The organism is Gardnerella sp. DNF01199S (genome assembly GCF_049244155.1).
In the GTDB taxonomy this organism is placed as follows: domain Bacteria; phylum Actinomycetota; class Actinomycetes; order Actinomycetales; family Bifidobacteriaceae; genus Bifidobacterium; species Bifidobacterium piotii.
The window spans coordinates 1,009,853-1,024,710 of the sequence record NZ_CP058380.1; the positions used below are offsets into that span (position 1 = coordinate 1,009,853).

The 14,858-nt window shown below is 40.9% G+C and carries 13 protein-coding genes and 2 pseudogenes; 4 read left to right on the forward strand and 11 right to left on the reverse strand.

Features of this window, described 5'->3' with window-relative positions; genetic code table 11:
- Positions 1-44 precede the first annotated feature (44 nt).
- Both HXT45_RS03995 and hrcA read right to left on the reverse strand, forming a co-directional pair.
- Complete coding sequence (locus tag HXT45_RS03995; protein WP_018615762.1) at positions 45-1,202, reverse strand: DnaJ C-terminal domain-containing protein; 1,158 nt, start codon at positions 1,200-1,202, stop codon at positions 45-47.
- A gap of 71 nt (positions 1,203-1,273) precedes the next feature.
- Entirely contained in the window at positions 1,274-2,290 is a 1,017-nt protein-coding gene (gene hrcA / locus HXT45_RS04000) for a heat-inducible transcriptional repressor HrcA (protein ID WP_016635343.1), read from the reverse strand.
- A gap of 344 nt (positions 2,291-2,634) precedes the next feature.
- Between hrcA and tkt the strand changes: the two genes are divergently transcribed.
- Together tkt and tal are read left to right on the forward strand one after the other, a co-directional pair.
- Entirely contained in the window at positions 2,635-4,734 is a 2,100-nt protein-coding gene (tkt, locus tag HXT45_RS04005) for a transketolase (protein WP_421781324.1), read from the forward strand.
- Positions 4,735-4,944: 210 nt separating this feature from the next.
- Entirely contained in the window at positions 4,945-6,048 is a 1,104-nt protein-coding gene (gene tal / locus HXT45_RS04010) for a transaldolase (RefSeq protein ID WP_016635345.1), read from the forward strand.
- 215 nt (positions 6,049-6,263) lie between these two features.
- Here tal and HXT45_RS04015 read toward each other — a convergent pair whose 3' ends face one another.
- Both HXT45_RS04015 and HXT45_RS04020 read right to left on the reverse strand, forming a co-directional pair.
- Complete coding sequence (locus HXT45_RS04015; protein ID WP_421781326.1) at positions 6,264-6,896, reverse strand: ATP-binding protein; 633 nt, start codon at positions 6,894-6,896, stop codon at positions 6,264-6,266.
- Positions 6,897-7,211: 315 nt separating this feature from the next.
- Positions 7,212-7,937: pseudogene (locus tag HXT45_RS04020) on the reverse strand (MerR family transcriptional regulator).
- Positions 7,938-8,204: 267 nt separating this feature from the next.
- Here HXT45_RS04020 and HXT45_RS04025 point away from each other — a divergent pair.
- On the forward strand, positions 8,205-8,453 hold the full coding sequence (locus HXT45_RS04025) for a type II toxin-antitoxin system Phd/YefM family antitoxin (protein WP_116689541.1): 249 nt from the start codon (positions 8,205-8,207) through the stop codon (positions 8,451-8,453).
- 177 nt (positions 8,454-8,630) lie between these two features.
- Here the strand turns inward: HXT45_RS04025 and HXT45_RS04030 are convergent.
- The 5 genes and pseudogenes from HXT45_RS04030 to HXT45_RS04050 all read right to left on the reverse strand — a co-directional run bounded on the left by HXT45_RS04030 (position 8,631) and on the right by HXT45_RS04050 (position 13,231).
- A pseudogene (locus HXT45_RS04030) lies at positions 8,631-9,234 on the reverse strand (hypothetical protein).
- 267 nt (positions 9,235-9,501) lie between these two features.
- The gene (locus HXT45_RS04035) at positions 9,502-10,488 is read right to left on the reverse strand and encodes a helix-turn-helix domain-containing protein (RefSeq protein WP_004130947.1); all 987 of its coding nucleotides are present in this window, start codon (positions 10,486-10,488) and stop codon (positions 9,502-9,504) included.
- Between the two features lie 655 nt (positions 10,489-11,143).
- On the reverse strand, positions 11,144-11,440 hold the full coding sequence (locus tag HXT45_RS04040; protein ID WP_165845255.1) for a type II toxin-antitoxin system RelB/DinJ family antitoxin: 297 nt from the start codon (positions 11,438-11,440) through the stop codon (positions 11,144-11,146).
- Between the two features lie 130 nt (positions 11,441-11,570).
- Positions 11,571-12,020: a hypothetical protein gene (locus HXT45_RS04045; protein WP_421781329.1), complete on the reverse strand. Its 450-nt coding sequence runs from the start codon at positions 12,018-12,020 to the stop codon at positions 11,571-11,573.
- A gap of 239 nt (positions 12,021-12,259) precedes the next feature.
- On the reverse strand, positions 12,260-13,231 hold the full coding sequence (locus HXT45_RS04050) for a cell filamentation protein Fic (protein WP_421781331.1): 972 nt from the start codon (positions 13,229-13,231) through the stop codon (positions 12,260-12,262).
- A 372-nt stretch (positions 13,232-13,603) separates the two neighbouring features.
- On the opposite strand from HXT45_RS04050, the gene HXT45_RS04055 reads away from it, so the two are divergent.
- On the forward strand, positions 13,604-13,855 hold the full coding sequence (locus tag HXT45_RS04055; protein WP_004130963.1) for a type II toxin-antitoxin system Phd/YefM family antitoxin: 252 nt from the start codon (positions 13,604-13,606) through the stop codon (positions 13,853-13,855).
- A gap of 397 nt (positions 13,856-14,252) precedes the next feature.
- Here the strand turns inward: HXT45_RS04055 and HXT45_RS04060 are convergent, their stop codons facing one another.
- On the reverse strand, positions 14,253-14,600 hold the full coding sequence (locus HXT45_RS04060) for a hypothetical protein (RefSeq protein WP_050543393.1): 348 nt from the start codon (positions 14,598-14,600) through the stop codon (positions 14,253-14,255).
- Positions 14,588-14,791 (reverse strand): hypothetical protein, encoded by a 204-nt coding sequence (locus HXT45_RS04065; RefSeq protein ID WP_421781333.1) that lies wholly within the window; start codon positions 14,789-14,791, stop codon positions 14,588-14,590. Before HXT45_RS04065 ends, HXT45_RS04060 begins: the two co-directional genes overlap by 13 nt.
- Positions 14,792-14,858 lie beyond the last annotated feature (67 nt).

Consider the following 14,858-nt stretch of genomic DNA (forward strand, 5'->3'; position numbering starts at 1 on the left):
AAGTCAACTCCTTAAAATACTAAGAATCCTTAAAATCCTAAATCCTAGCAAAATGCATCTTTTAGCTTGCTAAAGAATCCCTTTTTATTGCCCACTGGCTCTGCAATAGCATGTTGCTTTACTTCGCTAACTTTTTCATCGTGCAAGTTTGCAAACTTTTCAATCAAACTACGCTCTTCTTCGCTAAGCTTTGTTGGAATATTAACAAGAACGTGAACAATAAGATTTCCTCTATCTTTGCTTCCAAAAGCAGTAACACCCAAATCGTAAAGAGGAATCGTGTCTTCGTTTTGCGTTCCAGCAGGAATTTCAACACTCTTTTTGCCATCAAAAGTATCAATATCTACTTTGTGACCAAGCACAGCCCAGCTCATTGGAACGTCAATCCAGCAATGTAAATCGTTTAAGTCTCTAGTAAATTGCTCGTCTTTACGAATGCGAACGTCAACATACAAATCGCCAGCAGGACCGCCACATTCGCCTATTGCTCCTTGAGACGCAAGTCGCAAGCGAGAGTTGTCTTTAATTCCAGCAGGAATCGTGATTCCAACTTCTCGAGAAGTACGAACGCGACCATGGCCGTGGCAATTTGGGCAAACATTTTTAATAATCGTTCCGTGGCCTTCACATGCACGGCACGGCTCCGAAGACATCATTTGACCAAACATTGTGCGAGTAACTCGTTGCACAAAACCAGCACCATTGCACTCTGAGCAAGTTACAGGATCTGTTTTATCTGCCGAACCTTTTCCAGCACAATCTTGGCAAAGACCGAAAGTTGAAACATGAACCTTAGCGTTTCCGCCAAAAACAACAGTTTTAAGGTCAACCTTAACTTCTGTTAGCGAATCTTCACCGCGATTAACGCGCGGAATAGGAGATCCAGCATTAGCACCAAAAGACCCAGAGAAGAACTGGTTTAGAATATCTCCCATATCCATATTCATATTGGCATACGCGCCAGCGCCAGCACCAGCACCCGATGCCGATAAATTGTTTGGATCTACGCCCATATCTACCATTTTGCGTTTTTCTGGATTAGACAAAACGTCGTATGCAGCGTTAACTTCCTTGAACTTGTCTTCAAACTCAGGACCTGCAATATCTGGATGATACTTTCGACTTAACTTTCTATAAGCTTTGCGAATCTCATCGTCGCTAGCGTTAGAATCAACACCTAAAATCTTGTAATAGTCAGTCACTTAACTCCCCTTTTATGTTCTAAAATTATTTTTGCATAAGGCACAGCCAGCTAGTTTTTATGAATTTGCTTTTATGAATTTTCAGATATAAACGTATTAAGATATTTTGCTACAGCTTTAACAGCCGTCATTGTTGCAGCATAATCCATGTGCGTAGGTCCGATTGAGCCAATAAACGCCGAATCGGAATCTGAATTGTATCCGTAAGCGCTTGTTACAACAGAAGCATTTAAAAGACCAGGCGTGTGAGTTTCCGAGCCTATTGCAACGCTAACGCCACTTGCGCAATCATTTGCCTCCTCACTTAGCGAAGTCATTAAACGCATAATAACAGCTTGCTCTTCTAAAGCGTCAAAAAGAGACGCAAAATCGCCAATATTTTGTCTATGCGCAAGTTGAGAAGCTCCAGCCATATACAAATCGTGAGAATGCTCGCCATTATGCATATCTTCTAATGCGTTAGCAAGTTGACTAATAACTTGCAAAGCAGACGCTAAATCCTTACGATTTGCAAGCAAATAAACACGTTTTGAAGCATCTAAAAGAGAGGCTCCAACGCAGCTCTCATTAACCATATTAACTAAATGCAATAAGTCGTCTGGATTTATGTTAGAGGCTTGAATAATGTGTTGCGCAACTCCTCCAGCGTCTGTAATAACAACAACTAGAAGAGTTGAAGACGATACTTGAACAATCTCAATTCTTTTTACTTTTGACTTCGACAATGCAGGAGACGCAACGAGTGCGACTTGACCAGTTATGCTTGCAAGAAGTCGCGCTGAGCGTTGTAGAGTGTCTTGTAAACTAACAGATCCACTTAAAAACGTGCGAATCCCTCGTCTTTGCGCATTAGAAAGCGGGATTAACGCAGCTAAGCCATCAACAAAATACCTATAGCCTTTTTCTGTAGGAATTCTTCCAGCAGAAGTATGTGGCTGAATCAAGTAGCCTTCTTCTTCTAGAAGAGACATATCGTTGCGAATCGTTGCAGAACTAACGCCTAATTTGTGATTTTTAGCTAAAGATGCAGACCCAACAGGCTCATGCGAACGAATATAATCTTCAACAACCGCACGCAATATCATCATGCGTCGTGATTGCATTGATTCTCCTTTATTAAAACATCAAACTCGATTAAATAGCGCTAATAATTTTTATAAATAGCACTAATCGTTTATTAATTCACTGCTAACTATTATATATGCCAAAATAATATGTGATAACAATATGTGATTAAGTATTATTAAGTATTTTTTAGTAAGTCACTTTTACAGAACAACAACTAACTATAAATATAAACTTTTGTTAACTTTTGACACACTTTGTTAAAAATTCGTCTGATATAAAAGATAGGATTAAAGGGCAATGTGAGGGTAATGGCCAGCGCAAGCTGTGCGCAAAAACCCGAATTATTGGAAGGAAAGTAGATCACATGACCGATTTCAACTGGTCTGCATTAGACGAGCGCGCCGTAAAGATGGCGAAGGTTCTCTCGGCTGATGCTGTTGAGCGAGCAGGACACGGACATCCTGGCTCCCCTGTTTCATTGGCACCAATTGCGTACACCTTGTACCAGCACTTCATTAAGCACGATCCTGCTGACCCAAAGTGGGCTGGCCGCGATCGTTTTATTCTTTCTGGCGGTCACGCTTCGCTTACGCAATACGTGCAATTGTTCTTCTCTGGTTACGGCTTAACTCTTGACGATCTTAAGTATTTCCGTGGCGGTGCAGACACGCGTACTCCAGGTCACCCAGAATATGGCTTAACTCCAGGCATCGAAATGACTACTGGCCCACTTGGTCAGGGTCTTGCTTCTGCTGTTGGTTTTGCTTATGGTCAGCGCTTTGAGCGCGGTCTTCTTGACCCAGAAGCTCCAGCTGGCACTTCCCCATTCGATCACAAGGTTTGGGTTATTTGCGGTGAAGGCGACGTTGAGGAAGGCGTTTCTTCTGAAGCTGCTTCCTTGGCTGGAAACCAAAAGCTTGGCAATTTGACTATAATCTTCGATGCAAACCACATTCAGATTGAAGGCGATACTAAGCTCACCTTCTCTGAAGATATTCTTGCTCGTTACCGTGCATACGGTTGGTACACCGATGAAGTTAGCTTCATTCAGCCAGACGGTTCCTACAAGGAAGACGTTCAGGCTTTGGCTGCAGCTATTGAAAAGGCTCAGGAAGTTACCGATAAGCCTCACTTCATTAAGGTTAATACTTTGATTGCTTGGCCAACCCCAGGCAAGACCAACAATGAAGCTTCCCACGGCTCTAAGCTTGGTGAAGAAGCTGTTAAGGGCTTGAAGGAACTTTGCGGTTTCGATCCAGAAGTTTCGTTCCCAATCGACGAAGAAGCTTTGGCTCATGCTCGCAAGGTTGCCGAGCGCGGTTTGGCTGCTCACAAGGCTTGGGATGAAGCTCTTGCAAAGTGGGCTGCTGCCAACCCAGATAAGGCTGCTCTTTACGATCGTCTTAAGGCTGGCAAGCTTCCAGAAGGCTTCGACAAGGCTATTGACGACTTGGTTGCTGGCTTCGAAGTTGGTTCCAAGGTTGCTACCCGTAAGGCTTCTGGCGCAGTTCTTAACGCAATTGCTGCTGTTATGCCAGAACTTTGGGGTGGTTCCGCTGATTTGGGTGGATCCAACAACACCAACATTAAGGGTGCTGACTCCTTCGGCCCATCCGAGGATGCAACTCGCACTTGGCCAAACGTTTCCGAGTACGGCCGTCAGCTTCACTTTGGTGTGCGTGAGTTTGCAATGGGTGCTATTACCAACGGTATTTTGCTTGGTTCTAACACTCGCCCATTCAACGGCACATTCTTCCAGTTCTCTGACTACGAGCGCCCAGCAGTTCGCTTGGCTGCTTTGATGGAGATTCCAAACCTCTACGTTTGGACTCACGATTCCGTAGCTTTGGGTGAAGATGGTCCAACTCACCAGCCAATCGAACACTTGGCTGCTTTCCGCGCTATTCCTCAGCTTGAGGTTGTGCGTCCTGCAGATGAGTACGAGACTGCTGAAGCTTACCGCTACTTCTTCGAGAAGAAGAACAGCTACCCAACAGCTATGATTTTGACTCGCCAAGGTGTTCCAACTCTTGCAGAAACTGCCAAGAAGGCTCGCGAAGGCGTAAAGCACGGCGCTTACGTTTTGGTTGATTGCGAAGGCACTCCAGACGTAATCATCATGGCTACTGGCTCCGAAGTTCAGTGGGCTGTTGCTGGTGCCAAGACTTTGGCAGCTGAAGGCATTAAGGCTCGCGTTCTTTCCATGCCATCTCTCGAATGGTTCGAAGAGCAAGACGAAGAGTACAAGGAAGCAATCCTTCCAAAGTCTGTTAAGGCTCGCGTTTCCATCGAAGCTGGCTTGGCATTGCCTTGGTACAAGTATCTTGGCGATTGCGGCAAGGCTGTTTCTATCGAACAGTACGGCTTGCAGGGCGACGGCGGTCAGAACATGATCGACTTGGGTATTACTGCTGAGCACGTAGTAGAAGCTGCTAAGGCTTCTATCGAAGAAGCACGCGCTTAAGATAGCAAGTAATCAAAATAAAACTTGATGTGTCAAAATAAAATTGATTCATCACAAAAACTCGAAGTGCTAATTTAGCAACTTCACTGGAAACAGCAAAGGCGTGTTGATGTTAGGCTACAGATGGTTTAACATCAACCGCTGTTTCCTGTAAAACGCCAACACTACCAACGTGTTCCAATTGGTGGAGCACAGTGTTAAGGAGATAACATGACTGAAGCAACGCAGCGCACTAGCGATTCCGGCGTTTCTATTTGGTTGGACGATTTGTCCCGTACCCGCATTGAGTCTGGCTCTTTGCAGGATTTGATTGCTAACAAGAATGTTGTTGGTGTTACTACCAACCCATCTATCTTCCAGAAGGCTTTGAGCCAGGTTGGCCCATACGACGCACAGCTTAAGGAGCTCGGCAAGGTTGACGTTGAGACCGCTATTCGCGAGTTGACCACTACCGACGTTCGTAACGCAACCGATATCTTCCGTGAGATTGCAGAAAAGACCGACTTTGTTGACGGCCGCGTCTCTATCGAAGTTGACCCACGCTTGGCTCACGATACTGCTAACACCGAAAAGCAGGCTGAAGAGCTTTGGGCAAAGGTTGATCGTCCAAACGTTATGATCAAGATTCCTGCAACTTTGGAAGGTCTTCCAGCTATCACCGCTACCCTTGCTAAGGGTATCTCCGTGAACGTAACCTTGATCTTCTCCCTCGAGCGCTACGAGCAGGTTATCGATGCCTTCATCGAAGGTATTGCTCAAGCTGCTGCTAACGGCCACGACTTGAAGCACATCGGTTCCGTAGCTTCCTTCTTCGTCTCCCGCGTTGATAGCGCTGTTGACAAGCTCCTCGAAGCTAACGGTTCTGCTGAAGCTAAGGCTCTTGAAGGCAAGGCTGCTGTTGCTAACGCTCGCTTGGCTTACGAACTCTTCGAAAAGAAGTTCGCAGCTGACCCACGTTGGGCTGATCTTGAAGCCAAGGGCGCTAAGAAGCAGCGTCCACTTTGGGCTTCCACTGGCACCAAGAACGCAGCTTACTCCGATTGCAAGTACGTTGACGAGTTGGTTGCTGAGCATGTTGTTAACACCATGCCAGAAAAGACTTTGAACGCTCTTGCCGATCACGGCAATGGTGCTGCTTCCATTAAGGGCACTTACGAAGAGAGCCACGCCGTTATGAACAAGCTCGCTGAGCTTGGCATTAACATTAAGGACGTTACCGACAAGCTTGAGGCCGACGGCGTTGCCGCCTTCATCAAGTCTTGGGATTCCGTGATTGCAGACGTACAGTCTGGCATCGATCGCGTAAACGCCTGATTTGCTTAATCACTAAATAACTAGCAAACCGCACATGCACGTGGATTAATTCACGCATGTGCGGCTTTTGTTTAACTAGCGGTTAAAAACATAAGTAGTAGCTCGACCCTTTCCACAAACTGAAATATCTCCCCTACTAACTAGATTAGATAACAATTGCTTAGCTTTGGTGCTACCCACGTTAAGAATATTTGCACTTGTTCACGCTTTATTGTTCAATGATTATGTACTGCTTCAATAATCTTTTTATAGCAATCGTCAACGCTCATACGCTTATATGACTTATTAGAATCTTGTGAAAGTGCATTTGCAGTAAGTCCTGAATTATAAGTATTATTCACTAAATTTGACGAATGAACACTAAGATTCGTTTTGTGATTTTCAGTACTAGATACAATGTTATTCTTATCGTTTACAAAAAATTCAAGAGTGGTACGGTCAGGATTAAAGGACTCACTTAACCTTGGATGAGGTATTCTAGCCCAATCACATCCAGCTCTCATAGCATCAAATCCGCTTCCTGCACGTTCAACAACAGAAATCAGTGCAAACATTTTAAGCAGTGCGGGATTTCGAGAATCAGAAAAACCTCCAGCCAAAGCCACTTCTATAGGCATACGTAAACACCCAGGGTTCGCAAAAGAAAGCTTAAAACCAGCGTTCAAGATATTCGTTTCTGTAGAAGATTGTGAAGAACCGTCAACAGAAGTGTTCACAGCATCATTATATGTAATAACCGTGTTTCCTCGCATATAATAATCAGCATGAATCAACGTGTTTGCAAGAGCTTCTCTAATTGCCATATGCAACGGTGTATCATCAACTCTTAATGATTGAGAATTAAGCAAAAATGGTAATAAATGCGATGATAAATTAACACTAAAGACTACTAAAAACAGTACTTCAATCTGGATTGAGAGAACTCCAAGTATAGCTACACTTTTTTGAGTGCACACTATTGATAGTGGGTGCACTTTTTAACGATAGAAGCGAGCTATCGTTAAAAAGTTTGAGAATCTATTTTCTACAAAACAATTTTTTATTCTGGTAGAAAATTAAAGCACCTTTTTGCAATGATCCCAAAAGTTAGATTTTTGGTCCAACTTTTGGGAGCACTACATTAGTTAATTAGGTGTTTTTAATCAATAATTCGATTATAAAACTTACTTGCAATAATATTCGATTGCCTTGTTGACAAATACTGATGTCCCTTCGCCTGCCAACGCATCTATATTTTTCGTAAAATCATCACCAGAAGCATACATCTTGCCAAGTCCGGATAAAATCTCATTCGAGCACTTATAGAAATTAGCTGTAATAAATTCCTGCAGTTTCTTTACCAAAGCCTGAACTTCAACTGAATCGCTGGGTTGTGATTTTACCTTGCCAAATTCTGCAAAAATCAGCATGAGTTGTTAATGGAGCATTTTTGTTTCCTCGCTGTTTCTCCTTTTTTCTTTAGCTTCAAATTCCTTGAATTCCGGTGTATCTCCCCAATACTCTTTTGCCTGTTTGGCATACTCATCAATTTTGCTTGTGTCAAATGCTGTAAAGTTCATATAGTTACCTCCTAATGCTTTTAATCCCTTTGCAAAAAGAATTAAATTTTCCAAATGCTCTTTTTTCAGGATTAATAATTTGATTTGTTGTTCCAGCGCTAAATCTTTGTCGAAATGCTCACTGGTTATTATTTCTTTAATTTCTTTGAGCGGAAATTCCAAAGCTTTAAACAGCAAAATGGATTGTAGTACCTTTAGATCCTCATCACCATACAACCTATATCCTGACTCCGAATAAGCGGACGGTTTTAACAAACCGATTTTGTCGTAATACTGAAGAGTACGAATACTAATTCCTGCTATCTTGCTGACTTCATTCACTGTTTTCACTATCTCACCTCCTTCCTTATCACTAGAATAAAGTATTACGCAACGTCATAGTCAAGTATTTTAGTCAAGTATTTTTGCTAGCGTTGTCGTCTAATGCTCAACCTAAGACTGTTGTATTTACACAGCTTCAATCGACAAACCATGAGTTCCGATTGACACCTGTCACATCTTTTCTGAGTTAATAGTTATGACGTAGATTTGAAATACTTAGGATTTATTTATCCTAAAATATATGCTATAATCCTCCTAAAAATGGAGGTTCTTGATATGAATGTAAATACGGACACACTTGTTTCTATTTCCGAAGCAAATCAAAACTTTTCTAAAGTTGCGCGACTTGTTGACACATACGGATCAGCTGTTATTTTGAAAAACAACGCTCCTCGCTACGTAATTTTAGAATTCCCAAAAGCCAAAACTGAAAAAGTTACTGTTCCAACAGACGATGAAGTTATGGATTTATCTAACATATTCATCAAAAAGAACAAAAAAGTCTATGAGGAACTTGCCAAATGAAGAACTGATAGATATTATTCTCAAAGTTGCATCAGGCGAAGCAAATGAAAATGACCTTTACACTTGGATTAAAAATCACCAAGCCTAATGCTCAACATTCCGAAGCGTTTTTAGAATATGCCAAACTCTATTTCGTGCGATTGGTCAAAGTAGCGGACATAAAACACCACAACAGTATTACTTCACTACAGCTTTTCCATTCAAGCAATGCACCGCATAGTGAGCACATCCATCTGTTTTACACCCAAGATTATTACAACTAAGATTGACCTTATTCTTATCAGAAACCTCGCTAATACCATTTTCACAAACTACTTCAAGACATGCATCCTTAGGTATTTCTCCTTCTAAAACACTCGTACCATTTAACGTATCCACCATGCAAGAAGCAACAACCTTAACATTATTCACCACAGCAGAACCATTAAGACACTTTAGAAAAACAGCATTCGCCTGAACATTTCTTGCTTCCACCCTGCCGTTATGAACATCCGCATAAATCTTGTCAGCTTTAATATCTGCTACTAATACTTGATTCGACTCAGCTTCAATCAACACTCTCCGGCAACGAAACAATTACCTCAGGACTGCCTTTAGCAAGCCAACGCAACCAGTAAAAAGCCGACACTTTCTCTGTTTGAACGAGCTTTATACCATCTTGATTTTCTTCAATCCCAAACACGTCTTTTTCACAATTAACATAACTAATGTTAAAAGAATCAGCCCTTCTAACCGTTAAGCTAACATCTTTAGTTTTTGCTACAAACTTCCTACTATTCACAACTTGAACAACTCCCTTGTTAAATATCGGGTTATAGACCAAAAATCAAAAGACCCGACTTAATCCGCATTGTTAAGAGGCACGTCGGGTAATGTTATTTACATACACTACACCAATGAGAGTATTTTATTAAATCTTTCAAACTAGCACAGCACACTAAATATCTTGCCTTTTATGAGTTGATGATATGTATTTCACGCACCGCGCTTTCCAATCATCTTCACTGATGCCGCCAAACATCGCCACAAAATCGGCTCCGAAAGTCACTTATTTCTTTCCGAGCATCCACGCTTTGAGCACCACTTCTATTACTCCGTAAGTCAATGCGGCCAACGGCCAAACAATCCAACTTTTTCCCCAATCGGACGTGATGAAACTGTAGGCTAAATAAATGCAGACAATTATAAGCCAGTAAGCTTGGAGGAATAACCTAATCTTTGCAGGATAGACAATCTTTTTCTTCGGCTGCAGCAAACGGTAATAGGACGAGCGGACAATATTCGCCTGTACGAATAAATAAACAGCTGCTGCCACCAGAGCAATAGCGATAACTACAAAAAAGCCGGATGAAAGTTGATAAAATTCCGGCACTATATCCGAAATTATAAGAAAAATAAAGGCAACCATACATAAAACGACACCGCTGACCGTACGCAGCACATACGACGGCATGAATCGTTCCAAGCGTTCTTTGAGCACACTGTCAACGCCGTAAGCCGTTTCAAAGTCCTCTTTTTCCAAATATTGATAACGCTTTCCGTGGAAACTCTGAATAATAAAAATAGCTACAGCTACGGTAATAATCGCAACACTGAATGCTAAGCCCATAGTTTTACCTACTTGCGCATTTACTGTGTGAGAAAGCAAAAGATCACTGCCGACCAACGGGATTGCCGCCAGAATACAAAGAAGAACACCTAGAGCAACATATGCGGCAAATGATATTCTATGAGCAATATAAGCGGAGGCTTCTTCCAGCTCAATTACCCGCATGCGAACGCCGGCTTCTTCCTGGCAGGCATTTTCATCTGCGTTGACGTTCTTCCCCATAACATCAATTTCATCTTTTACCAGAAGATCTGTACTAACACCAAACAAACGGCTCAATGCAATTATCCGTTCCATATCTGGGATACTTTGTGCGCCTTCCCATTTGGAAACAGCTTGGCGACTGACGCCCAATTTGTCCGCCAATTCTTCCTGCGACCAACCGTTTTGTTTACGCAGTTCCAATATTTTATCTGCTAAAATCATAAAAACATCTCCATTTCAAACTAGAATTCATCATGATCATGGTGAAATTATAGCTAAAACAGCAGTTGCGTAGTAGCAAGTTCAGTTGGCAATTGCCGTTAAAAGCGCAATTTCTGCCGACAAATGAGCGCAACCGACCGCCAATTCAAATGCAAAGTTTGCCTGATGGCATCTACTGCCCGCCGGAAAGCAGAGACAGAGCGACTTGCGGTAGATAACGATACAATGTTCCTTCATCGCACATAGCCTTTACGGGAATAAGGAAGGAATTTTCCGCCCAATCGACCAATACGCCGCAGGAGTCGGTCAGCGTACTAGACACGCAAACACCTCTTGAAACAGTCACGATTTGCAAAGGAGCGCTACTGATTCTGTATGGATTGAGAGAACTCCAAGTATAGCTACACTTTTTTGAGTGCACACTATTGATAGTGGGTGCACCTTTTAACGATAGAAGCGAGCTATCGTTAAAAAGTTTAAGATTGGCTTAATAACACGTTTACATTACAATTGTTCCAATTGCTTAGCCTGATCTCTTCTCACGTAAATAACCGCGAGTATTTGAACTTCTTTTCTACTCTCATCAACACAAAAGTAAACGTAATAATTTTTTACGCGTATTCTTCTAAAACCAAGCTTACCCCACGGCTGCTAATCAACGTTCAAGCTCTTCAAAAACATCATCTATCGAATAACTATCACTTTGAACCGCCTGATCATAACCTTTAGCCATCAACGCGTTAAACGTTTTCTCATCCATATCATCTTGTGCCGGAAGCGACTTCGGAATAGTAAGCGAAAACGGAATACCCTTATTAAGAATGATTTGACGATAAAACATATCAATAGCAGTAGCCCTAGAAATTCCAATAGTTTCCAAAATCTGCTCCGCCTGCTGCTTAATATTTTCTTGTATTCTCACATTCACATTAGCTGTTTTAGTAGCTGCCATATCAATCAACCTCCATACACACACCATAAAATACTGTGTCGCATATTGCAACACAATTTACATGAATAGGATTCCTCGACTGATATAAACACTTTCAACATTCACACTAAGCATTTAGTGCAAAATACTACTATTTCTTCTTATAACCTACAGCAACATTACCTGTTTTATTAAGTCCTGGTACTTTAAGAACACAAGAGCTTGACTTACAAGAGCCTGGCTTGTCTTTTAAATCAAATTTTCCAACTAAAAATAAAGCTTTAAGCCCTGGACCAGGTAAATTAAACGATGAGTCAACTAACTTAATACGCTCACCGCCAAGAGTGACTTTAGACAAATCATAATGAGAATCAAGAATATCTCGTGACGCAAAGAGATACAACTCATTCTTATTCATATAGTTTTCTGGTATACGAAACTCTTCCCGAGACACCGCCACTGTTTCCCAATGATACGACGCAAGCTCCGCCTTCTCCTCATCGTCAGCACATGCAGAAAGAGAAAATAGAGAGCCTAGCAGCAGAAGCATAACAAGACAACTTTGAAAAATGGTTTTACAAAAAATAGTTTTACTCCTCATAACACCACTAGCCTCCTTTTCGTTAACACGACTCTGTATCAAATGATTATAAAACAGACTATTAAGTAAACAAGATCTTCCATTCTCTCTGATTACTGTAATAATCTTAATAAATATTCTATTTTTTTTTATTAATTTGTCTATACTATCGACGCTAATCTCTTCACTTACTAGCAAACTATAATTTTTATAAACAGCAAGATTCGCAGAGCCAGAGGAACCAACATAATCGCGAGCGTTTAATGCTTCCAACAATATTCCCTCATAAACGAAGCAATCACCTGCAAATCTTCACCCTCATAATACTCAACAAGCAACTTCTTAAACTCAGGAACCCTAGTTTCTGGAATAACCAACAAGCCTTTACCGTGAGAAATCAAATAATGATTCGCAAAAATCACAGAAGCCCTCTTATTCCCATCTAAAAATATCTGCGACTTCATACAATAAACGCATAATTCAATCGCAATATCAATAGGCTCTTTCCTTCCAACTTTACCTTCAACATTCTCACTATCTTCCTCACTTTCAACAATATTCCTTATTTTTTCTTTAACATCTATTTCATTAGGAATAGGCGTAATATAAGTAGATCCACCAATCGCAACAGGAACACCCCTTATACGACCGCCGTCTAAGAAAAAGCCCTCATTAACAAGCTTCGCTATATGACTGAGCATGTAATAATCAGACCTGCTTAATACAACATCCTCGTCTAAAATGAACTCCCAAGCATGCTTCAAATTCAAGATTTTTTGAACGTCACTCGCAGAAACACCAAACACTTTCCCGTTATCTATAATCTCTTCAGTTTGAGGAAAAGTAGTAGCAACACCTTCCAAAACCGCCTGATCGTAAATATTCGCCTTTAAGTTAGCCCTTGCAAAAGCAATATTGTTCACCAAATCAGCAGATAACTCACTATTAGAATATCCGGCATTCGCGACCTGCCTTACTACAGCGCGAAGTTCCTTACGCAATTGCCTAGATTCACTTGCATTGCGAAGAAGAAGATTATACAAATCGTCCGAATACACACCAACATATGTAGACGTCAACTTTCCCGAAACACGCTTTCTGGTGTATAAATATTTACCATCTCCACGATTTTTGATTTCAGGAGTACCATCATACGCAAGCAAACTCAAGCGAGCATTAATATCAGCCTTTTTTCTAAGCAATTCTTGCACATCATCATATTTTGCAGCCATCTTCACACTCCTTTTTCACATAAATTGGGGAACATTTACTTAAATAAAATACCATTTTGTTCCCCAATAATCAATAATGTAGGGAACTTTTTTACAATTTTTACACCGTTTTGTTCCCCAAAACATAAACAACTAGAACACACAACCAGTAGGCTGAAAGGTAGCAAAATCACATCTAGAATCTCGAAAAGTAAGCTTAAAGCCACCGCACGCTAAACTTTTTAACATTTAGTCATTACAACCACATTTTTAACCAAAGCCAATCGTCGGAACGAAAACCCGCCAATCATCGGAATAAAAGTTCGATAGCGCGCTAACTATTGTAATCTTGATAACATTATGATACTTTCTTGATAAAAGGAGGTTGATACTATGATTAATATTCGCCCAGTTTCCGATTTAAGAAACAAATTCCCAGAAGTAGAAGAAACAGTTATAAATTCAAATACACCAGTATTCCTTACAAAAAACGGTTATGGAACTATGGTTCTCATGAGCATCAAACAATACTCTGCCCTCACTGACGACATTGAAAGAAAACTCGACGAAGCAGACGCTTTTGCCGCAAATACTTCTACGCGTCTTTCTAAAAACGACGTCTTTGATAGCGCAAGTAGTAATTAATCAAACAACACGAGAACACCCCTACTACAGGATTAACGTACGCAACTTTTCTGTTTTTTACGTTGTCATCGACGACACTATGGAAGTGCGCAGACTTCTATATTCAAAACGAAATATTGACGTACTACTGGAATAACTATTCCTAATAACTATCGTTATTGTGCTAGCGGTTATTGAAAAACCTATTGTTAAAAGGTTTAAGATTGGCTTAATAGCTTGATTTTGGGCGATATCCATTCTACTAACACCATACCCATGCGATATCAGCTTGTTGGCTGTAAGCCGTGATGTTCTAATAATGGGCGTAAATTTCAAGTTCAACTTAAAAATTACGCCCAAAATGGTCAACTTGCACTTTTGCGCGTAAAAGACGCACGGCAAAAAATTGCTTCACGCACTAAATATCTTGCCCTTTATGACTTGATGACATGTATTTCACGCACCGCGCTTTCCAATCATTTTCACTAACGCAAGCAAACGCATCCGTCACAGCCTGCAAACCTAAACTTTCAACATATTTACAAGCAATACTAAAACTATTATCAATGCTGATCTCTTCATTTACTAGCAAACTATACTTCTCATAAACAGAAGGAACAGCAGAGCCAATATCATCAAATAAAAAAGGATTCATATCACTTAAAAATGAAGTCAATTCTTCACTTTTATTTTCTTTCCAATAATGATTTAACGCGTAATAAATCATAGAAAACAATTCAAACTTATTCACAACTATTCCTCCCACGAATCATTATTTAATCCTGTCCTATCACGCCATTGTCTTGGAATACTATTTTTCCCACCCTCATTTATCACTTGGTTCTGATGTCGAACCCAATCCTGAGTACCATCTACGTTAATCCTAGTATGCCAATCGTTACCATACATGTCTTTACCAACATGAAAATGCTCATCGTTTGCCAATTCAGTTAGCATCTTCCTATTTTCTGGCGTATCTGGTAGGTGTCCTTCTCTTTCTTCAAAGATATGTTTTATCTGGGAA